At 48.8% G+C, this 21,747-nt stretch carries 21 protein-coding genes; all 21 read right to left on the bottom strand.

Annotated features, from left to right (window positions below):
- Window positions 1-69 precede the first annotated feature (69 nt).
- Window positions 70-1,014, bottom strand: coding sequence for a peptidyl-prolyl cis-trans isomerase (locus MKY75_RS00320; RefSeq protein WP_340883964.1), 945 nt, complete (start codon window positions 1,012-1,014; stop codon window positions 70-72).
- Window positions 1,015-1,034: 20 nt separating this feature from the next.
- The gene (gene hslO, locus MKY75_RS00315; RefSeq protein ID WP_025718327.1) at window positions 1,035-1,919 is read right to left on the bottom strand and encodes an Hsp33 family molecular chaperone HslO; all 885 of its coding nucleotides are present in this window, start codon (window positions 1,917-1,919) and stop codon (window positions 1,035-1,037) included.
- A 218-nt stretch (window positions 1,920-2,137) separates the two neighbouring features.
- The gene (locus MKY75_RS00310; protein WP_013308148.1) at window positions 2,138-2,905 is read right to left on the bottom strand and encodes a type III pantothenate kinase; all 768 of its coding nucleotides are present in this window, start codon (window positions 2,903-2,905) and stop codon (window positions 2,138-2,140) included.
- A gap of 6 nt (window positions 2,906-2,911) precedes the next feature.
- A complete protein-coding gene (nadC, locus tag MKY75_RS00305) occupies window positions 2,912-3,802 on the bottom strand; it encodes a carboxylating nicotinate-nucleotide diphosphorylase (protein ID WP_039274023.1) in 891 nt (296 codons plus the stop codon).
- A complete protein-coding gene (nadB, locus tag MKY75_RS00300) occupies window positions 3,792-5,405 on the bottom strand; it encodes an L-aspartate oxidase (RefSeq protein ID WP_340883962.1) in 1,614 nt (537 codons plus the stop codon). Before nadB ends, nadC begins: the two co-directional genes overlap by 11 nt.
- A 277-nt stretch (window positions 5,406-5,682) precedes the next feature.
- Window positions 5,683-7,722: an ATP-dependent zinc metalloprotease FtsH gene (ftsH, locus tag MKY75_RS00295; RefSeq protein ID WP_029514626.1), complete on the bottom strand. Its 2,040-nt coding sequence runs from the start codon at window positions 7,720-7,722 to the stop codon at window positions 5,683-5,685.
- A 97-nt stretch (window positions 7,723-7,819) separates the two neighbouring features.
- A complete protein-coding gene (gene hpt / locus MKY75_RS00290) occupies window positions 7,820-8,359 on the bottom strand; it encodes a hypoxanthine phosphoribosyltransferase (RefSeq protein WP_340883961.1) in 540 nt (179 codons plus the stop codon).
- 47 nt (window positions 8,360-8,406) lie between these two features.
- Window positions 8,407-9,855, bottom strand: a complete 1,449-nt coding sequence (tilS, locus tag MKY75_RS00285; protein ID WP_029514625.1) for a tRNA lysidine(34) synthetase TilS — start codon at window positions 9,853-9,855, stop codon at window positions 8,407-8,409.
- A 66-nt stretch (window positions 9,856-9,921) separates the two neighbouring features.
- Window positions 9,922-10,860 (bottom strand): protein kinase domain-containing protein, encoded by a 939-nt coding sequence (locus MKY75_RS00280; protein ID WP_340887051.1) that lies wholly within the window; start codon window positions 10,858-10,860, stop codon window positions 9,922-9,924.
- A complete protein-coding gene (locus MKY75_RS00275; protein ID WP_029514624.1) occupies window positions 10,844-11,593 on the bottom strand; it encodes a VWA domain-containing protein in 750 nt (249 codons plus the stop codon). Before MKY75_RS00275 ends, MKY75_RS00280 begins: the two co-directional genes overlap by 17 nt.
- Window positions 11,594-11,720: 127 nt before the next feature.
- Window positions 11,721-14,228, bottom strand: coding sequence for a stage II sporulation protein E (gene spoIIE, locus MKY75_RS00270; protein WP_340883959.1), 2,508 nt, complete (start codon window positions 14,226-14,228; stop codon window positions 11,721-11,723).
- 73 nt (window positions 14,229-14,301) lie between these two features.
- Window positions 14,302-14,640: a hypothetical protein gene (locus MKY75_RS00265; RefSeq protein WP_209950317.1), complete on the bottom strand. Its 339-nt coding sequence runs from the start codon at window positions 14,638-14,640 to the stop codon at window positions 14,302-14,304.
- 93 nt (window positions 14,641-14,733) lie between these two features.
- A complete protein-coding gene (locus MKY75_RS00260; protein ID WP_014279051.1) occupies window positions 14,734-15,258 on the bottom strand; it encodes a S1 domain-containing RNA-binding protein in 525 nt (174 codons plus the stop codon).
- A 123-nt stretch (window positions 15,259-15,381) separates the two neighbouring features.
- Window positions 15,382-15,711, bottom strand: a complete 330-nt coding sequence (locus MKY75_RS00255) for an FtsB family cell division protein (protein WP_029514621.1) — start codon at window positions 15,709-15,711, stop codon at window positions 15,382-15,384.
- Window positions 15,712-15,715: 4 nt separating this feature from the next.
- Window positions 15,716-16,294 carry a spore cortex biosynthesis protein YabQ gene (gene yabQ, locus MKY75_RS00250; protein WP_340883957.1) on the bottom strand — a complete coding sequence of 193 codons (579 nt, stop codon included), beginning with the start codon at window positions 16,292-16,294 and terminating at the stop codon, window positions 15,716-15,718.
- The gene (gene yabP, locus MKY75_RS00245; RefSeq protein ID WP_025721693.1) at window positions 16,291-16,575 is read right to left on the bottom strand and encodes a sporulation protein YabP; all 285 of its coding nucleotides are present in this window, start codon (window positions 16,573-16,575) and stop codon (window positions 16,291-16,293) included. The genes yabQ and yabP overlap by 4 nt, the downstream gene beginning before the upstream one ends.
- A 178-nt stretch (window positions 16,576-16,753) precedes the next feature.
- The gene (locus tag MKY75_RS00240; protein ID WP_016818913.1) at window positions 16,754-17,032 is read right to left on the bottom strand and encodes an RNA-binding S4 domain-containing protein; all 279 of its coding nucleotides are present in this window, start codon (window positions 17,030-17,032) and stop codon (window positions 16,754-16,756) included.
- Window positions 17,032-17,304 carry an HU family DNA-binding protein gene (locus tag MKY75_RS00235; RefSeq protein WP_007428028.1) on the bottom strand — a complete coding sequence of 91 codons (273 nt, stop codon included), beginning with the start codon at window positions 17,302-17,304 and terminating at the stop codon, window positions 17,032-17,034. Before MKY75_RS00235 ends, MKY75_RS00240 begins: the two co-directional genes overlap by 1 nt.
- A gap of 333 nt (window positions 17,305-17,637) precedes the next feature.
- Window positions 17,638-19,137, bottom strand: coding sequence for a nucleoside triphosphate pyrophosphohydrolase (gene mazG, locus MKY75_RS00230; RefSeq protein ID WP_340883956.1), 1,500 nt, complete (start codon window positions 19,135-19,137; stop codon window positions 17,638-17,640).
- Window positions 19,138-19,293: 156 nt separating this feature from the next.
- Window positions 19,294-20,952: a putative polysaccharide biosynthesis protein gene (locus tag MKY75_RS00225; protein ID WP_340883954.1), complete on the bottom strand. Its 1,659-nt coding sequence runs from the start codon at window positions 20,950-20,952 to the stop codon at window positions 19,294-19,296.
- 141 nt (window positions 20,953-21,093) lie between these two features.
- On the bottom strand, window positions 21,094-21,636 hold the full coding sequence (gene spoVT, locus MKY75_RS00220; RefSeq protein WP_029519371.1) for a stage V sporulation protein T: 543 nt from the start codon (window positions 21,634-21,636) through the stop codon (window positions 21,094-21,096).
- Window positions 21,637-21,747 lie beyond the last annotated feature (111 nt).

Below are 21,747 nucleotides of genomic sequence, written 5' to 3'. Positions count from 1 at the left end.
TAAGCTGCGATGCTGTCAACCCGCGTTATCAGCATCGCGCTTCCTTCAAACCAATGTTCTTTCACTACGTTACAGAGAAGCGGAGGATGCATTCTTTCCAGATAAAATACGCGCTCCATACTTATCACGCAGACTCTTCTCAACCTCTTCCAAAGGAGCGGCTTGTGCAAGCGCAAGAGATCGACGAATTTGCTGCCGGATCTGCTGCTTATCCGGAGAATTCTTCAACCGGACATCCTGTACATAAATGACAGCATAGCCATCGTTAACAGAGATTGGACCCGCAACATCCCCAGAGCTTAGCTCTCTCGCCGCCTTCATAATCGCCTCCGGTTGCAATGGATCATATTCATCCACCCATCCCAGCTGTCCACTGCTATCTTTGTCGAAAGGCTTACCTGAATGCTCTTGAATCAGCACATCGAAGCTCTCCCCCTGCTTAACCCGGTCTAGCAACGCTTCTGCTTCCTCCGCATTATCCACATAAAGAGCTGTCAATTGGATCTGCTTACCGACGGCAAATTCCTCGGGATGCTGCTCCCAATACTCGTCAATCTCAGCTTCCTGAACTTGAATACCCTGCGTAGCTATTTTCTCCAAACCAATCCGGTATTCCGCTTCATTCCGCAAGTCAACCGGATCTAAGCCAAACTGTCGCTGCATTTCATCAAAGTAGGTATGATCTGATTCATACCCTTTACTATCCTGCTCCAGCACCTGCTGTAAATCCTCTTGGGTGATCTTGATACCGAGACGCTTGGTTTCAGCCTGCACGGCTTTACGATTCAACATTTGCAACAGCGTATTGGTTCCATATCGCTTTTTCAGTTCCGCTACCCACTGTTCCTCCGATATGCCTTCCTGACCCATCTCCGCCACAGTATGATCGCCGTCATCCTTGCTTACATCACCCGGCTTTGGCAGCCCCCGAAGCATGATAAGACCACCCAAGGCGGCGACGCTAACGGTCAGAATAATGACAGCTGTCCATAATCCCTTTTCCCGTGTAGTCATCGCTTGCACCGCCCATCCGGTTAGGCTTTGGCTTGATCTAACAGATTTTGCAGCTCATCTTTATTAAACTGATAAGCCTCATTACAAAAGTGACATACGACCTCAGCCTGTCCTTCTTCCTCAATTAACTGCTCTAATTCGCTTTCTCCCAAACTGATCAATGTTTTTTCCACGCGCTCACGTGAACACTCACATTGAAAATGGATATCCAATTCATCGAGAATCCGAACGTCCGGCAACATCCAGCGCAGCATTTCATCAAGTTCCAACCCTTGATCCAGCAAAGCGGTAACGGGCGGAATGGAGCTGACTGCATTTTCGATCGCAGTTATCTCATCATCATTCAAGCCTGGAAGCAATTGAATAATAAATCCACCGGCCACAATAACCGAGTTATCAGTATCTACCAGCACACCCAAGCCCACCGCTGACGGGGTCTGCTCCGATTTGGCAAAATAATAGGTAAAGTCCTCACCCAGTTCACCGGAAATAATCGGAGTACTGCCGCGATACGGTTCTTTTAACCCCAAATCCTTGATGATATGAATGAACCCCTCTGTACCTACAGCACCCGCTACATCCAGTTTGCCCATACTATTGCTCGGCAAATGCACATGTGGTTCAGTAACATAACCTCGCACTTCCCCTACAGCATTGGCATCAACGACGATTTGCCCAATCGGTCCATCACCTTTAACTTGAATGGTTAATCGCTCTTTGCCTTTTAGCATAGAACCCATAATAGCTCCTGCTGTGAGGGTTCGCCCCAAAGCAGCGGTAGCCGTTGGATACGTATCATGTCTTCTCCGCAATTCCTCTACCAATTGAGTTGTCCGAACAGCAAAAGCTCTAACCCTCCCATCCATGGCTGTGCCACGAATAAGTCGATCCTGCTTATTTTCCATATTGATATCCTCCCCTATTCTCCAGGACAGCTATGCTGCTTATTTTCGTTAGTATTGCTCATCATTGAAGCATAATTTCCTACTATATAAACAACCTGCATCGACAGATCACGCGAATTGTTCAAAAACGTAACATATTTCAGTATAGACGAAAAACGCCGCTAATCCAAACCGATAAGATCATCGGTTGGACGCAGCGGCAGCTTATATCCACTTTTTTATTCAGCGTTACGTTGGTAAATGATACGTAATCCTTCGAGCGTCAACATCGGCAACACTTTCTGAATGCTCTCTGTCTCTGATGCGATTAGCTCTGCAAGACCTCCGGTAGCAATAACCGTAGGCTCCGCCTGCATTTCTTCCTTAATGCGCCTCACAATGCCATCCACTTGCCCAGCATAACCGAAGATAATCCCAGCTTGCATGGCATGAACCGTATTACGACCAATAACCTTTTTGGGTTTCTCCAACTCGATGCGGGGCAGCTTGGAAGCCCGTTGATACAGTGCCTCTGTCGAAATCCCGATACCCGGTACAATTACACCACCCAGGTAGTTTCCCTTATCGTCAATACAATCAAACGTCGTCGCGGTTCCAAAATCCACCACAACCAGCGGCCCGCCGAACCGTTCGACAGCCGCAACAGCGTTCACGATCCGATCCGCACCTACTTCACGCGGATTCTCATAACGCAGGTTAAGACCGGTCTTGATTCCCGGTCCGACGATTAACGGCGTTTTGCCTATGTATTTATCGCACATTTCTTCTAATACACGGACCAATGGCGGAACGACAGAGGAAATAATAACTCCTTGGATGTCATCCTTTAATACGCCACCCATACTAAAAAGATTATGTATGAGTACGCCGTATTCATCTGCGGTTGCCTGTCTGGAGGTACTTATCCGGTAATGGTGCAACAGCTCCCGCCCTTCGTACATCCCCAGAACAATATTGGTATTACCTACATCCACTACAAGAATCAATGGGTGTCACCTATCTTTCTTTGCGTTAAGGTCAAGGCTGATATCCAGACTATGAAAAGAGTATGTCAGCCTGCCTACAGAAATCACATCTACGCCACTCTCAGCCATCTCACGCACTGTATCCAGCGATACATTGCCCGAGGCTTCTGTTTTGACATGTGGTGCCCGTTCCCGAATGAACCGAACGGCTTCCTTCATATCTGGGGCAGACATGTTATCCAGCATAATGATATCCGCCCCAGCTTCCAGGGCTTCCTGCACTTGTTTCATGTTTTCCGTCTCTACTTCAATCGTCATCGTATGCGGTATATTAGCACGCGCTCGACTCACAGCTTGTTCAATCCCACCTGCGCCCTTAATATGATTATCCTTAATCATAACAGCATCGTACAGGCCAAAGCGATGATTCGAGCCACCGCCTACACGAACAGCATACTTCTCCAGCAGCCGATGTCCTGGTGTTGTTTTGCGTGTATCCACCAAGCGGGTGGACAAACCATGCAATTGATCTATAAAAGCTCGAGTCCGCGTGGCAATGCCAGACATTCGTTGGAGCAAATTTAACGCCAGTCGCTCTCCAGTCAAAATCGCATGGGTACTTCCATTTACTTCAGCCAAAACGCTTCCCTTTTCAATCCACTGTCCATCGGTCACCAGCGGAGTAAACGACAAGGAAGGGTCCACTACCTGAAATACAAGGGCAGCCACGGGTAAACCCGCAACTACGCCGCTCTCCTTGGCATGAATGACAGCTTTGGATTGGTGGCCCTGCTCAATCGTCCAGCGCGTGGTCACATCACCAGAGCCTGTATCTTCTCGCAGCCAGCTGCGAATTTGTGCCGTCAGTTCCTCCTGATATCCACTAAACTCTCCATAAAGCTCGCTGTTAGATGTCATGAACGTACTCCTCCGTTATCCCTTGATCACGTCGCTGCTGAACATGCTTTCGCCAGGCGCTATCATCTGTCTCAGGAAAATCCTCGCGATAATGCGCTCCCCGGCTCTCCTCACGCAGTAACGCACCATCTGTTACTAATAAAGCACATGTGAGCAAATTGGCAAATTCGATCTCTTCCCGGCTAGCGATCACAGCCTCGAAAATAGGCAATTGCCCTTGCAGCTCATCTAATGCTGCTTGCAGCCCCTCGCCGTGCCGACGAACTCCAGCATAACGAACCATTACTTCTTGCAGCTTATGCCGTTGCTCCGTGACGGATGAAGCCGGGAACTCTGTGCGGTTATCGCTATAAGATATCAACGTATGGCCGACCAGCGGTGGCAATGAATGCAGTCGCTCAATAATCCTGCTGGCGAATACAATAGCTTCAGATAATGAATTGCTCGCAAGACGATTAGCTCCGTGAACACCTGTAGAAGAGGTCTCCCCGCAAGCGAATAAACGCGCAATGGAGCTTTCCCCGTGTAAATTGGTCTGAACACCACCCATCATATAATGGGCAGCAGGCGCAATGGGAATCCAGTCTGTCGTCATATCCAAACCAAATGACAGACATGTCCGATAAATAGTTGGAAAACGTCGCTTCACCCGCTCAGGCGGCTCATGCGTAATATCCAAGTATACAAACGCAGCTTGGGTGCGTTCCATCTCATGAATGATAGCACGAGCTACGATATCTCTGGGTGCAAGCTCCTGCCGTGAATCATACTTGTCCATGAAGCGTTCTCCGTGAATATTGCGTAACACGGCTCCCTCTCCCCGTACAGCTTCGGAAATTAGAAACCTTGGAGCGCCCGGATGGCACAACGCCGTAGGATGAAACTGTATGAATTCCATATCCCGGACAATCGCCCCAGCACGATACGCCATAGCAATACCATCCCCGGTTGCAATATCCGGGTTGGTCGTATAACGGTATAATTGCCCGCTACCTCCTGAGCACAAAATCGTTGCATTAGCAGTGATATACGACCTTTCCCCACCTGGCTTTTGGACGAGGGCCCCAATACACTCACCATGCTCAGTCAGCAGGTCGATGACCATGCACTCTTCCCACACTTCGATACCGGGATGAGCAGCAACCTGCTTTGACAACGCACGAACAATTTCATAACCCGTAGCGTCCCCATTCGCATGCAGAATACGCCGATGGCTATGCGCTCCTTCCCGTGTCAATGCTAGTTCACCATCCACACGATCAAAAGCCGTTCCCATACGTATTAACTCTTGAATACCACCTGGACCTTCATGGACAAGCGTTCTGACCGCCTCAGGTTCGCACAAACCTGCACCAGCAATCAGGGTGTCCTGCATATGATAAGCAGGTGTATCCTCATCCGATGTGACAGCAGCAATGCCGCCTTGAGCATAACGTGTGTTGCTTTCCATCAAAGTCTTCTTGGTGATCAGCAACACTTTCCGATTCTCTGCAGCCTTAATGGCTGTATATAAGCCCGCAATGCCCGAGCCGATAATTAACACGTCGGCTTCCAATCGGGTCAATTCCGCTACATCAAAATCAACTAGATATCTTGGAATCATGACTTCACCTGATTTCACAGAAGAATAGCGCACACCATAGGTTCTACAGTATGCGCTCACGTATATGTTCAAAATAATAGAAAGTCGATTGCAGCAGCTGTTGGCTTTTATAAGCTAAGAAGACGACAGCCGTTTATTTAACAATAAATGTACACAACGTTCCGGTGTCTGTCAAATCACGTTAGCAATAATCTTCCATTTAAAAAGCTCCGGAAAACCAATAATACCTGGTTCCCCGGAGCTTGCATATAAGCTTATTCAACTATCCATTGAATGATTAGGTTGTTGTCGGTGGAGTACCACCGGAGTTGCCCGAATTGTTATCATCCTCTGGCTTTTGCAGATTAGGGATATCATTCGGTTGATCTGTTGTATTCTTAGGCTCTTCATCCTTACCTTGAATACGTACACGGACGTCTCCAATGTTGTCGATCACAGGCTCACCGTTTTCCGGTGTTCCTTCTCCTTCAGTCGTGCCACCATCCAAAGAACCTGTCTCAATCAAACGTTTGATTTGTTCAAGTTCCAAGGTTTCTTCTACCAGCAAGGTTTGAGCAATCAAATGAACCTCTTTGGAATACTTGGTCAGGAGTTCTCTAGCACGCTCATAAGATTCAGTGATGAAACGATTCATCTCCTGGTCAATCTGATAAGCAATCTGATCACTGTAGTTCTGCTCATGACCGATATCGCGTCCAAGGAATACTTGGCCTTGTGAAGTACCGAACTGCATCGGACCAAGTTTCTCACTCATACCATATTCTACGATCATGCTACGTGCGATGCTTGTTGCTTGTTGGAAGTCGCTATAGGCTCCTGTTCCGATCTCACCAATGAACAGTTCCTCGGATACGCGTCCACCCAACAATCCAGTGATTTTGTCCAGCAATTCCTGCTTAGTTGTCAGCATGCGGTCTTCCTTCGGAAGCATGATGACATATCCGCCTGCACGTCCACGTGGAATAATCGTTACCTTGTGAACCATGTCGGCATTTTCCAAGAAGAAACCAATAATCGTATGGCCTGCTTCATGATAAGCAACAATTCGTTTCTCGCGGTCACTGATTACGCGGCTGCGTTTTTCTGTACCTACGATAACACGGTCGATGGCTTCATCTACTTCTCGCATCGAAATATCCCTGCGGTTACGACGAGCCGCCAACAAGGCAGCTTCGTTCAACAGATTTTCGAGATCAGCGCCTGTAAAGCCTGTTGTACGTTTCGCAATTACGTCCAATTTAACATCCTTCGTTAACGGCTTGTTGCGAGCATGTACATACAATACTGCTTCACGGCCTTTAACATCTGGACGGTCAACCGTAATTTGCCGGTCAAAACGTCCTGGACGAAGCAACGCCGGGTCTAGAATATCCGGACGGTTTGTAGCAGCTACGATGATAATACCTTCGTTTGCGCCGAATCCATCCATTTCTACGAGCAATTGGTTGAGCGTCTGCTCACGTTCATCATGTCCGCCACCCAATCCAGCGCCACGTTGACGTCCAACGGCATCAATCTCATCAATGAAAATGATACAAGGTGCGTTCTTCTTAGCGTTCTCGAACAAATCGCGAACACGGGAAGCACCGACCCCGACGAACATTTCTACAAAATCAGAACCTGAGATACTGAAAAACGGTACTCCAGCCTCGCCTGCAACAGCTCTTGCCAAGAGTGTTTTACCCGTACCTGGAGGGCCCACTAACAGAACACCTTTCGGGATACGAGCGCCCACAGCTGCAAACTTGCGTGGGTCCTTCAAGAATTCTACGACTTCGACAAGCTCCTGCTTCTCTTCGTCAGCCCCTGCCACGTCCTCGAACGTAACCTTCTTCTTCTCTTCGTTATACAGACGGGCTTTGCTCTTGCCGAAGTTCATAACTTTGCCGCCACCGCCCTGTGCCTGATTAAACAGGAAGAAGAACAACAGGAACATGATCACCAAAGGAATGATAGAAGTCAAAAACGTCAGCCAGATGCTTTCGCCTTCCATTTTCTTCTGTACATATTCAAACCCGTTCGTTTCGCTGGCATTTACCAGTTCACTTAGTGCTTGATCCGTTGGTGGAACATATACGGAAAAATTGGTCGATTTAGCATTAGCCGGCTGCTTCTTATATGCACCGGTTACAAGATAGGCGTAACCGTCAAATTGGACCGTTACTTTAGAGATGTTATTAGCTTTAACCTCTTGCCGTAATTGGTCATATCTAGGGAGATCGGAGGCTTCGTTACTGTTACTAACAAACTGAACGATACCCACCACAACTAAAAAAAGAATCAAATAAAAACCAGAATTCCGGATGAACCGATTCATCCCCTACCTCCTCTCGAGACACTTAAGTTATTTTACCATAGCCTGTAAGTCCTTCTCAACAAAGGGCCTTATTTAGTCCTAGGACTGGAGGCTGAGATTAGCTGGTATAGATTTCCGGCTTCAAAATCCCTATGTATGGGAGGTTCCGGTAGTGCTCGGCATAGTCCAGACCATAGCCGACAACAAACGAATCTGGAAGCGTAAATCCAGTATAATCTGCTTCAAGATTAACCGTCCGGCGTGCAGGCTTGTCGAACAAGGTTACGACACATACCGAATTGGCATTACGATTCTTGAGCAGTTCAATCAAATGTGTCAGCGTCAGGCCGCTGTCGATAATATCTTCGACAATCAGAACGTCGCGTCCTTCCACAGATGCGTCCAAATCCTTAATGATTTTGATGATACCTGAGGATTTTGTGGACGCTCCATAACTTGATACAGCCATGAAATCAAGCTCCAATGGCACTGTAATGGATTTAACCAAATCAGCCATAAAGATAAACGCACCTTTCAGTACGCAAATCACCAATGGATTTTTCCCTTCATATTTTACGCTGAGCTGTGCACCCAATTCCTTAATTTTACTCTGAATTTCTTCTTCGCTGATCAATATTTCCTGAATATCATTTTGCAACGGTGTAAACCTCCTAAGTTTATACTATGAAAGCCGTTCCTGTGCAATTACCGGTGCCCCGGACTCTCTCGTCTTTGCCATGACATATATATAACCGAAGACGTGTGCTCTTGCACCGCGGCATGTACAGAACGTCGTACGCCCGGAATCCAGAGAATAGCTCCAGAGTGGTCGCAGACGATGGGAATAACGGAACGCATTGAAGGAGGTATTTTTTCATTAATAAAAATATCTTTAACCTTTTTTCTTCCGTTTAATCCCATTACATACATGGTATCTCCAGGTAATCGCGAGCGTACAGTCAAAGGCAGACTCAATTGATCTGCGTCGAACCACGCTTCCTCCTTATTGGCCGGATGATCCCCATCCAAATAGGAAGCCCTTCGCCACCGGAGTATACCACCTGCCTCAGGCAACTCTAGCTCACCGGAAATAGGCAATACACTTAGTCCATAGCACCATTCGCCCATAACGACTTGCGTACGGTCAAACAAAACCGCTTGGTCATATTCGCGGACTCCAACCGCACCGCCTCCCAAATCCAAACTCCATGTAGACGATGCCTCTTGGAGAAGTCTTAGTCGAACGGTCTCAATTTTACGAAAATCAAAATTTTCACTGTCCGAAGGCAGATAATTTAATATTAGTTTAATCAACCTCCGTTGTAAAGCAACGGGTAGCTTACGGTATGAAGCGATGGGAAACATGTACCTGCCATTATCCAAGCTCACCATTTTCTCGTATGCTGACAGCGTAGATGCCTCCATAAAGTCATTTTCGTCAGCCATCGTTTCGGCCAGCCGGTTTAGAGACGGTGTCAGTCGCTCATTATATTGCCCCAAAAAAGGAAGCACATCCATGCGAATGGCGTTACGGCGGTATTTGGACGATAAATTAGTGCTGTCTATCACGTAAGAAAGACCATACAAGTTACAAAACTCAATCAGGTCAGCCTTGTACATACGTAGCAGCGGGCGAATGAGTTGCACATTTTTTTCATTGCGTGCCAAACGCATACCCGCCAAACCTGCTGGGCCGCTACCACGCAGCAAGTGCAAAAGAACCGTTTCAGCTTGATCGTCGCCGTGGTGAGCCATTGCAATATGCTGTGCTTCCCACTTTGTAGCCATATCATGTAAAAAGCTGTAGCGCAGCTCGCGTGCTGCTTCCTGTGGTCCCTTCCCACTCTCCTTCATATAAGCGGGTACATCAACCCGAGTCATTTCAAATGGAAGTTCTAGCTTTCGAGCAATATTGCGTACCACTTCAGCCTCCGCATCCGATTCCTCTGGTCTGAATCCATGATGAACGTGAGCGCAGACGAGTTGTAAAGGCATATGTATAACGGATATTTCATGTAAAATGTGCAAAAGGGCCACCGAATCCGGCCCACCGGATACAGCAACCACAATGCGGTCTCCGGGGCTCCACAGTGAATGATCTCGCGCCAAGGCGAGCACTTCCTGTACAACACCGGTCGGTTTTGTTGTTCCCATTCCCGACCCTCTTTTCTCCCTACCGTAAAAATGATGATCATCTGTTATCTTATGTAAGTCATGCTGCTACCTTAACGCAATCCAGAGCGCTCCGGCAAGCAGCAAAAGCGATACCGTGAAAGCATATCCCAGCCAGCGTGGATTCCCTCTTTTGACCGACGATTGCCTGACATGTGCGGAAGCCAAACGTGACCAAGATCGGGCCGCTGCACGAGTATCGGAATATTCTCCACGCACAGCACCCAGTAGCCATTCGGCATAGGGGCGTAATACACGGCTGCGGCGAATGATGACCGTCAATTCTGCCGTATTACGCAACTGTGGCAGCCTGCTGGCAGCCGCCTTTAACGATTCGCTCTCCAATATATGAATCGTTAGAAGAGCGAAGGCAAACAGGTCATACTGGGAATCGGCATTTCGGCTGCCAGCATTCCAAAATCCCCTGTCATACCATTCTGTAAATTGTTTAACACTCCGGCCAGCAAGAGACACCCCACCGTAGTCAATTAATTCAGCCTCTCCATAGGCATTGACCAAAATATTCTGCGGCTTCAGGTCGCCAAACACCCACCCTGCCTGATGGAGATCCGCCAGACGATTCAGTATACCGGTTCCAGCCACGCCATACCATTCCGGCCCTTTGGCTGCCACAAAGCGATGAAGTGGATCACCCTTAACGTACCGCATAACATAAAAGGGTATCTCTCCGCTGTGTAACACTACATCATCCACCTCAAACAAAAAGGAAGGATTTCCATTTCGCTGGAGGGCGGCCTGAGTGCCCTGAGACTGCAATGTGGTCAGCACATTAATCTCCGATTGCAGATCAAGCGTGTTCTTCCCCATTTTCAGAGCAAATTGCCGATCGGCCTGTGCTTCTTTTACCAAATATACAGTTCCGTTCGCTCCCCGGCCCAGCAAGCGCTGGATGACATAGCTGCTCCGCTTCCACTTGCCCTTGATGACCGTTCCGGGTGCAAGAACGGGATCAGACGACGTAGTCACCGAGCATCCCTTCTCCTTTGCCATAGGATTCTTCCAGATCTTTCTGTTCTCCTAGTGTAACATATCGGTAATAATCAATCACTTGTAAAATGGCAGGACCTGTCGGCGTCGCCCCTTTCATCCGCAAGCGTCCAAATATCGATTTGATCTGGTTAAGCTCAGAGGTCCAACCGATATCCATGACTGCGTCTTCTCCCATTTTGCCGCCCGGAAAATGAAATACCGATAGACGGCTGTGTCCGCTTCTCGACTGCAAGCTGAGCAGCAAATCGCGAATGCTGTCCTCTACAGCAGGCAGCTTGGGCTTCATGCTCGCACTTGCATCAATGAGCAAGGCAATCTCCAGGGTGCTTGTTTCTGTCAGCTCGTCCATCACCTCAACTACTTGGGCTCGTTTTGCCGGAGGAAGTTCACCGATATGTTTGGCGCCACCCTCGCCCAAAATGTGCGTTAACTCTCTATTAACCGCCTGCTGAATGGTTTGAACCACCGTTTTGCGCGTCATCATCTGCATGGTCTGTGCCAACTGCTTCGTCCCAACGATTTGGCTAAACCCTCCCCCTGCTTTAGCAATTTCTTGAATCTCCGCGCTGCCAAGCTCGCCAATAGTTCCATAATCTATGACTCCGGCGACATTCACTGTAATACCTTCCCGTAGAGCTTGGGCAGCCGCCATGACTGGACTAACACCTACATTTGAGCACCCGTCTGTAATGATCAAAATTTGCTTCATCGTTTTTTGACCTCCGCTTCCTCTTAATCTATTCCGATAGATTCTATCTTTGCCTAATCCGGAACGATTCAAACGAAGGATGCGGATTTTTAAAAAACGAATAAGGAATTTCCCGGGCAATGTCGGATTAGCTCACCGTCCGTGGACGTTCCAACCACCTCATGCCAGGTACATGGAGAGTTGCCCATTCTGGGCGGAAGTGATCTATTTTACTAACGACTACTGTCATATCGTCATAGATTTGATTTTGTTGGTATCGAATAACCCTTTCTAGTAAACAGTCGGCCAACTGCTGAGGATCTTCGCTTTCAATTTCCTGAATCATGCGTTTCATCCATATTTCCTTATTAACCGCATAACCCGGTGAGTCGTATATACCGTCTGTAATCATAATGAGAATATCACCCGGCTGGAGCTGCAGGGATACCAAATCAATTTCAATATCCTGTATAATGCCAATCGGCAAATTGCTGGCAGATACGGGAATGACCTCCTCTCCTCTTTTAATAAAGCTTGGCGTAGACCCAATTTTCATAAAGGTTGTCTGGGCCGTATACTGATCAATCAGCGCCATATCGACCGTAGCATACATTTCCTCAGGTGATCGCAGCATCAGGACAGAGTTAACCGACTTGATCGCCAATTTTTCGTCCATACCCGATTGCAGTAATTCCTCCAAAATGTTAAGTGCTGCACTGCTCTCTTGCTGCGCGCGCTCTCCGTTTCCCATGCCATCGCTTAAGGAGACTGCAAAAGTCCCGTTCCCTAGCTCCATCATGCTGTAGCTGTCTCCTGAGAAAAAATCGCCTCCTTTGGCGGCGCTAGCTACCCCTGTAGCAATCTCATACGTTTTAGCAGAGCCGAACATGACTGTAGCCAAGCCTTGGCGGCGATCTGCCTCCGTTTCGCGCATCACAGCTATATGCTCGTCCAGTATGTCCGACAGCAGTGGAGCAATGATTTTCCGACATTCATCAAATCCCCTTGTATAGGCATGGACAATCTCAATTTCTACCTGACCTGCATCCAGATTAATAATCTCAATAGATTGGATGGACAAGCCCAGTCTATCAAGAGCCTCCCGTATTTGCTCCTCCTGCCGATGCATGGTCTGCCCTTCCCGCTGAATTTCTCGCGCTAAATCCTCCATGATTTGTGATACGCCCGATAGCTGGTCAGCAACAAGCTGACGACTATCGTATACTTGGCGCTTCCACTGCATATTATGTTGGTAGAGGCTATACTGCTGCTTCATCACTTGCAGGACAGCGCCCGTTTTAGCACATGCCTTACTCCATTGCGGGGGAATCTGTTCCGGCTCCAAATCCGGGTTATCCTCAATGGCGCTCATCATTTCAGTCATATACTGATGGGTTTGCATGAACTTGCCGTCCCAGCACTGCTCACACTTGAAGCAGGAGGCACATGTCCCTTCGGCCACCGCATTCATAAAGTGTTCGATTTCACCATCCGACTTCGCGCCCTCACTCGCAGATATCTGGTGAAAGCTGCGGGATAACTGACTGAATACACGGGAAAACTTCGTTACCCGCTCTGCGGTGAGATCGCGAACCCTTTTGGCATATTCATGCTGATATTTAGCATGGTCCTGCGTACCGGGAACATAGGTAGAAACCGCTTTAAAGAAACTTTTTGGGGTCATTAAAAATAATAGAATCGCCGCACAGCTCTCCCAGGTTGACGTCAGCACGTCCCCGGTCCCATCCAAATAGATCGTCAGAATGGAGGAGCCTAGCAGCATCCCAAGCGCAACAGCACCTTTTTTCCCTTCACGCAGCATCCCTGCCAGCAAACCTGCAAAAGCGAGTAAACTCATCTGCACAATTGCAGACATATTGGCCAAGCTTAAAATTAAACCGGTAATTACACCGACCGATGCACCCAGCGAAGCACCTCCCACCAAAGCAAACACCAAGACCAAATATCGCGACAATACATGATCGACAGACAATGAATGAACAGTCCATCCTACTGCTCCCGTCATCACAGAGGCTAATAATATAATAAGACATAAAATTTCCTCATTTTTGAGCTGGCTTGTCTTCTTGCGGTACGTAAACAACGGTATGGCCTGTGTAAATACCAGCGTAAGCATAAAGCTGAGAACCGCATCCGTTCCCACAATGATAAGTTCATACCATGTGAAAGTTGGAGCCATCACGGCGTTAAATAAATTGACCATAAACACAGACAAGAAAACCATAAGCGGAGCATAGGATAGTTCCAGACGATCGAAGGTTCGTAACCCGCGATACAGGAGATAAAATACCAGTAGCTCACCACCAATCATAAATAACGATGGGTAAGGAGCTAACAGGCTGCCTAACACAACGGACACAGCTACAGGCAGCATCAGGTCACGCCGAAGGAACGTTATGACCGCAAAATAAGCGAGGGCAAAAGGAGAAAGCTCGTCCAAAATAGTGGCGCGTCCCAGTAGAACTCCCATAGCCGACAATAGCAGCATCCATCTTTGCGCTGTTACCCATTGCACCACTTTATGTGAATCCAGCCGTTTTCTGAGTCTGGAAGACCAACCTTCCGTACGCTCTTTGGATTTGGACTTTCTAGATTTTAACCCCGGAAAATGTACCACGTTCCATTTCTCCATCATGCGTCAGGCACCCCATTCATCAATTTGATGTTCCCATCTTAAACCGGAATGATTGAGAAAGTTTGTCAGAACCTCACGTCTTATTCCAAGAAATTTCCGACAAAAAAACGTTCTGCGCGAAAGGACAGAGCATCACCTTGAACATCAAGCTACGCCCGTATGGAAGCAGATGGAAGTTGCGTCTCTTAACTCCTTGCTTGACCTCTCTATGTCGTCCATCACTATGACCAAGACTAGCGATTTGCACAGAAGATAGACGGAAAACCGTTGGAGTTTGTCGGACGATTATGTCCTCACGACAAAAAAAACATTCGCTTTCCAGCACGAATGCTTCCTCGTCTTCATCAAAATTGCGAATCTCATAAAATACATGTATAACGATAACCGGATTTATCGCCCACAGCCATTGCATGTCGCATCTATTGTCGGTAGAACGCAAAAAAACCGTAGCAGTCTTTCGACTGTACGGTTTTCCGTGTATGGTTGATACGGTTGTCAAAGTGAATTAAACACGCTTCGCGCCGCGTCCCCCGCGTTTACCTTCGGTGTTCTTTTTCAGCGACGAAATGCGTTCCTCACTATCTTTCAGGAAGCGTGACATTTTATCCTCAAATGAAGGTTTACCCGGTGCAGGCTTGAAAGAACGGCCTCCACGATCGCGGTTGAAACCACCGCCACCACCACCGCGTCCTTGACTTGGACCTGAACCTCCACCGCCGAAACGGTCGCCTCCGCCTGGTCCTCCTGTACGCTCCGGTCTTGGAGCTCTTGGGGGACGGGCTTCACTTGCCGGCTTGTCAATCGTTTGCTTAATGGAAAGTCCGATTTTGCCATCTTTGTCAACATTAATGACTTTCACCGTCACGACATCATTAATCTTCAGGTGGTCGTTAACATCCTTAACATAGTTATCGGCGATTTCCGAGATGTGAACGAGACCCGTGACACCTCCAGACAAATCCACAAATGCTCCAAAATGCGTGATGCCTGTCACTTTGCCCTCTAACTTGGTGCCCACTTCAATTGCCATAGAATAAAATGATCCTCCCTTAAAATATACAACCGATTTTTTTGCAAAAAAATCCCGCTGTGGTGATTTGATTATACAAAATGGCGGAACCAAGGTCAACTAAGCATTGGCCCGATAATGTTCCTATTTCTGATCTCCGATGATTGGCGTCTCTTCCGGTTTGTAAAGACCGTACTTGCTTCTGGCAATCTCGCCAATGTACTCAGGGTCCTTGAGACGATTCACTTCGGTTTGAAGCTGTTGTTCCGTTTGTGTAGCAGCTTGCTTCTGCTTTTCCTTCTGGATGAGCTGTTCATTTCGATCGGCCATAATCATGCCTTGAGAAAAAAAGGTAAAAATTGCCCAACTACCAAAGGCGGCAAGCGATAGCAACCAAATCATGATTCGCCTGCGCCCGCCCGCGTTGGACTTGGACGTAGAAGATGAATGGCGATCTACAGACGAATTACGCATGATACTACCTCCTTCCAAACCATCTTTTCGCTGTGTTTTTCAGTCTGATACCCAGCTTTACGAGCGACTCTGGAGTCCCCCAGCGCGCTTTAAGTGGACCGATCAGCCATAGGATCGGCTTCCAAACCGGCATCAGGATGTATATCAGCATCCTTCCCAGGAACACAATAAGTGCCCATGTCCATCCGACTAGCTTGCGTAACAGCCGATACAGCGCTAACACCGGAAGAACAATCAGGATGCGCAGTATGCTGTTCACGATCAACGTCAGTCTGCGAACTATCTCTAATAACATTACCACAAAACGTTGGGTTGTAACACTAAAGGCCCAAAAATAGAGCCAAACCCCCAAAAGTAGTCCTAAAAAGACATAAAACCGCAGCTCACCGCGATTACTCGCGTATAGCACACGGAAAATAAACAAAGCCGAGGCCACCCAGTACAGCACGTCCAATATATGAACGCTCCAGCGGGCAAAATGAAAGCGGATGGACAGCACCCGGTAGCTGTCAAACACCACTCCCATGGCTATGCCCGACACCAGCATCCACGTTAACGTCAGCCATTGCGTGTAAGGGTTCATTTGAAGATCTTGCCGAATAGGCTTTTTCCGTTTTTAGCCGGGGCCCCGGGCTCCAGGTAGACGAGGGAAGTAATCAGACCTTCAATGGACAACAGTCCCTCTTCTAGGCTGAGGTTTTTGATATGTAAATGTTGTCCGCGAATGGTGAGATGGCCCAGCTCGGTCTGAAGCAAAAATTCTTCACTGTCAAAGCTCTCCACATTGCTGACGCCTGAAATATCGAGTTGCTTGCGGCTTTGCATGCGCAGATCATGGTGCTTCGACTTCCCTTGTTCAATCATGGCATGTACCCCTCCTTCTGTTCTTAGCTTATGAAGGGGGCCGTATGATTTAGAACCGCTTTTGCTGTTAATCAGCATATGATGGACGAAAACTCGTCATCTAAAGAAAAAAAGCATTCCTTCATAAAATAATGAAGGAATGCTTTCATGTACAGTTGTGAGAAAGTCAGATGTCTGCTTACCAGTTTAAACCATTGTCCCTGGCAATAGGCTCTTCCTTTACCAACGTGTACATACTTGCAGCCTCGTCCTTGCGTGTAGTGTCGGCGAGCCGTTCCACTCGCACGGTCACCAGCTTCTGGCCAAACTGGACGGTAATTTCATCGCCTACTTTGACCGCACTGCTCGGCTTGGCTTCGCGTCCGTTCACCAGCACTCTCCCTTGTTCGGAGACGTCTTTGGCTACCGTACGCCGCTTAATCAGCCGCGAGACTTTCAAGAATTTATCAAGACGCATTAGTTAACGGCTTCTTTAAGCTTATTACCGGCTTTAAAAGCAGGAACGGTCGATTCTGGAATTTCAATCGTGTTACCGGTTTGTGGATTGCGGCCTGTACGGCTGGAACGCTTGCGTGTTTCGAAAGTACCAAAGCCGATCAGTTGCACTTTGTCACCGCTAGCGAGTGCATCTGTAATTTCACCAAGAACGCCATTCAATACAGCTTCAACGTCACGTTTGCTCAAACCGCTTTTGCTGGAAATATTGTTGATCAGATCTGTCTTGTTCATAAGATAAAAGCCTCCCAAATGTCAAAAAATAATCATCACGCTACATGTCCATTGATGGAGCAGACGTGAGGTCCAACTGTGGCCGAAGCCCTTCTGAATGTCACTGTAACACGCTTAACTATAAGCTACAGTTATTTTCAGAATTACTACAAGTTATTCTGGCTTGTCCGTAAAAATCCTGCAATGACAGGCGTTTTTTTATTCGACCCCAGTTAAGCCAACATCCTACTACAAAACTCTGCCCATTGGCAAGTCCTCTCAAACTGGGCCTTCTTTCAACCCTGCATATGTCTCATTTTACTGTTCTGTGCAGCCAAAAGCGAATATGTGGAATCACGCTTTACCAAGGAACTTTTTCGCTTCCTGCCAGTAAGTCTCCATTTCATCTACGCTGCTTTCTTCGGGACGACGCCCCTGCTCGCGTAATTTCTGCTCAATATACTGGAAACGGTCGACAAATTTGCGATTGGTAGCCGACAATGCCTCTTCCGGGTCTACTCCCATAAACCGGGCTGCATTCACGGCAACAAATAGCACATCGCCTAACTCCAGCAACTGGGCTTCCGCAGCATGCCCTTCACGAACCGCTTCCTTCAGCTCAGCCACTTCTTCGTCCAATTTATCGAATACGCCCTCAATGCTATCCCAGTTAAAGCCCACTTTAGCTGCTTTCTTCTGGAGCTTGTACGATTTCATAAGAGCAGGCAGATCTCGCGGAACCCCGTCCAGTACAGAAGGGTATGCCGCCGTCGTGCCTTTAAGCCGTTTTTCCTCAGCCTTCATCTGCTCCCAGTTTTGCAGCGCTTCTTCCGCATCATTCGCTTGATTGTCACCAAATACATGTGGATGACGGAAAATAAGCTTATCATTCAGCCCCTGGATAACATCATACACATTGAAGGTTCCGACTTCCTCTTCCATTTGGGCATGCAGCAAAATTTGCAACAACAGATCGCCCAGCTCTTCCTTCATATGCTCAGGGTCGTCCTCATCTATCGTTTCGATGACTTCATACGTTTCTTCGATCAGATTTTTGCGAATCGACTGATGTGTCTGTTCACGATCCCAAGGACAGCCTTCCGGGCTGCGCAAAATATCGACAATCTCGTGTAAACGGTCAAAAGAACGCCGTTTCAGCGCTTCATCTTCACTGCGAGGTACGTATACCAAGGATAGGTTCCCGTAGCCCTCTACTCGATCCAGCTCGTACAGCGGTACCTTGTGCACCGCTTCCTCCCCTTCTACCCCAAGAGCGTGACCGACATATACCTCATAATCGTCAGGATACCGCTCCATCAGGCACAGCTTCACATCAGAAGCCGTAAAGGTGTCATACACCTGTCCGATCAGCGTATGCAGCTGAGGCTGGAGCCAGCTGGCATCCAGTGTTCCTGCGTCCAGCAGCTGAAAACCCTCAATCGGATCAAAACCAAGACGCACAAAAGCTTCATCCAGGAAACTTTCGCCGCCCAGAATATTCAGTTCAATCCCTTGCGCAGGACAACGCTCCTTAAGCAACTGCACCGCTGCTTCTGCCACCATAGGGTGACCAGGAACCGCATAGACGATTTCGCTTCCGTCTGCCGCCTTAGCAGCCGTCGTAATCAATTGGCTGGTAATTTCCTCGTATACCTCTGGGAAAGACTCTTTTGTCTCATATACCTCGTCAAACGACTCAAAAGCCACCTCAAACTCATTCAGCACTTGAACCGCAGGATGCTCCTTGGTCCGCAGATACAGCGCTGAAGCGCCTCGCATTTTGTTCAATATCCCTATCGTAAGCTGATCCGGATCCCCCGAGCCCAAACCTACGACCGTTAATGTTACGCTCATATCCCATCCTCCGTTTCGCAGAAACAAGGCTCATGCTCGAAAAAATGCACGGCCTAACCCCGCCTCCGCTTCCTTTGCTTTGGCATTACTATACCACAAAGTGGTATAGGCTCATAAAATGGCTGTGCCGATTCACGCCGTAAGCCGTATGCCTGGCTAAGCCAGTACACGTAGCCTGCGCAGCACGGCTGCCAGCGGGCGTCCGAGCTTGGGCACCGCCACAAGCTCGGCTTCCGTGATCAGCCTCAAGCGTGCGAGGCCGATCACGAACACTGCGGCGCCTGCGGCTACACCCAGCAGGCTCTCCACGGCTGCCGTGGCACGACCTTCGGCAGCCCACCCCAAGGCACCCAGCACAGCGCTGGTGCCCCACATCGCTGCCCCGGCCGCACCAGCCAGGGCGATAAGCAGCGCCGCCGGCTTGAGCACGCTGGCGGACCAGCTCGCGCGCAGGCCTACCAAGCGAGCCAGCAGCACGATGTTGATCACTGCCGCCAGCAGATAGGCGACAGCCCCCGCAATGGCGGCTCCAGCCGTGCCTAGCTGCGGCACGAGCAGCCAGTTTAGCAGCGCCTTGGCTGCTGCGGCCGCGAGCATCGCTAGAGCCGGCGCGCGAACCGCGCCAAGCCCTTGCAGCAGCGCAGCCGAGATGATGCTGAGCGTGCCGCCAACGGCGGTTAGCGCCATCCAGCGCATGACCCCGCTGCCGGTGTCGTCCGCATACAGCATCACATTGACGGGCACAGCCAGCACGATCAAGCCTGTCGCAGCGGCCAGTCCCAGTAGCCAAAACCAGCGCAGCGATTGCTCGCACTGGCGACGTGCCAGTTCCGTACCGCCGGTTACCCGGGCCTCAGCCAGCGATGGAATGAATAATGCCGACAGGGTGGTGGCAAACATCATGACTAGCTGTACCAGCGGCAGACCTCGGTTATACACGCCAAAGGCCACCATAACCGCAGTATCGTCCAATCCCTCCTGCTTTAACAAGCGAGGTACAGTAAATGTGTCTACCAGGCTAATTAACGGAACGGCTAGCGCTCCAAGGCAAACAGGCAGGGCATAACGCAGTATCGCCTTTAACAAGGCACCATTGCTTTCCGCTGGGTGTAGCTCTCCAGCTTGTGCTTGCACTGTCGCCATGACCGTCCCTTGCCTTCTAAGCCTCTTCCTGTGATTTCGCCAATATAGCAACATGACGACCAAGCCCGCTGCTCCACCTGCTGCTGAACCAAACACGGCTCCGGCAGCAATCATATCTGCTCCCGCTCCTTGTGACAGCATGAGCAGCAACAGTATAATCATCACGCTTACCCTTATCGCCTGCTCCGTCACTTGGGAAACAGCAGTCGGAAGCATATTTTGCAAACCTTGAAAATATCCTCTCAGTCCCGCCATAACCGGCACGAACAAAAAGGCAAACGCCGCCGCCCTCACCGACGGAATGACGTGAGCATTGTCGATCCATTGACCAATGAGCGGCGCACACGTATACATCAGCACGCCCAGGATTAATCCGAAGACACCCAAGACAAGCGAAGATAACCGAGCAACACGTTGCCCCGCTGCTCGGTTTCCCACTGCCTCAAACTCAGCTACAAATTTGGATATTGCAGCCGGAAATCCAGCAGCTGCAATGGTAATGAACAGCGTATAAAAAGGATAAACCGTATTATAAATGCCAAACACGCCGTCGCCGCCGATATTCTGCAGCGGGATTTTTTGCACTGTGCCGATCAGCTTGCTCGCTACCGCTGCCAGTGTCAAAATGACAGCACCTCGTAGCAGCCGCGAAGCGGCGCGATTTTCCTGCATTCTCCGTCTCCACTCCCACCTGAAATATGCATCTTACCCGAGTCCTATTATACCGCCTCTTCTCACGGAAAGAAAAAAAACCCTGTGCAACGTAGGACGGCTTTCGCCATTCTGTACGTCATACAGGGGTGAAACGGGATGTTACTGTTCCATTTGTTTGCCCAGGAAGCCAGCGGCTGTTTCAGCCATTTTGACCTCCATTTCGGACATTTTTACATTTTCGTCCTTGTTCAACAATACAACGGAACCAATGGGATCACCACCGGAAACAATGGGAGCCGCCACAAAGGACGAGAGTGTTTCTTCGTGGTCTCGCGTTAGCTCATAAGAGCCGCTGGCTGTCTCCAGCACAGTTTTGCGATTATCCATACTACCTTCGATAATGCTACCGATTGGCTTGTCCAGAAACTCTTTTTTAGAGCCTCCAGCCACCGTAATAATGGTGTCCCGATCGGTAATCATTGTAATATGGCCCGTGCTTTCAAACAGGGACTCAGCATATTCTTTGGCGAAATCACCAAGTTCACCAATAGGTGAATACTTTTTCAAAATGACTTCTCCGTCACGATCCACAAAAATCTCAAGCGGATCTCCTTCACGAATTCTCAAGGTGCGGCGAATTTCCTTTGGAATAACTACCCGCCCAAGGTCATCAATACGGCGAACTATACCAGTAGCTTTCATTTCACATGTTGCCCCACTTTCTCAAGAAGAATTTAGTAAACTACTGACGGTATCGAAAGACGCTTCCACTCCCCCAGAAGCGGTCACGAAGAACGTCACGGTCATGGTGTT

It is taken from the genome of Paenibacillus sp. FSL L8-0663 (assembly GCF_038008125.1).
Classification (GTDB): domain Bacteria; phylum Bacillota; class Bacilli; order Paenibacillales; family Paenibacillaceae; genus Paenibacillus; species Paenibacillus polymyxa_D.
This window is presented reverse-complemented; position numbering and strand designations above follow the sequence as displayed.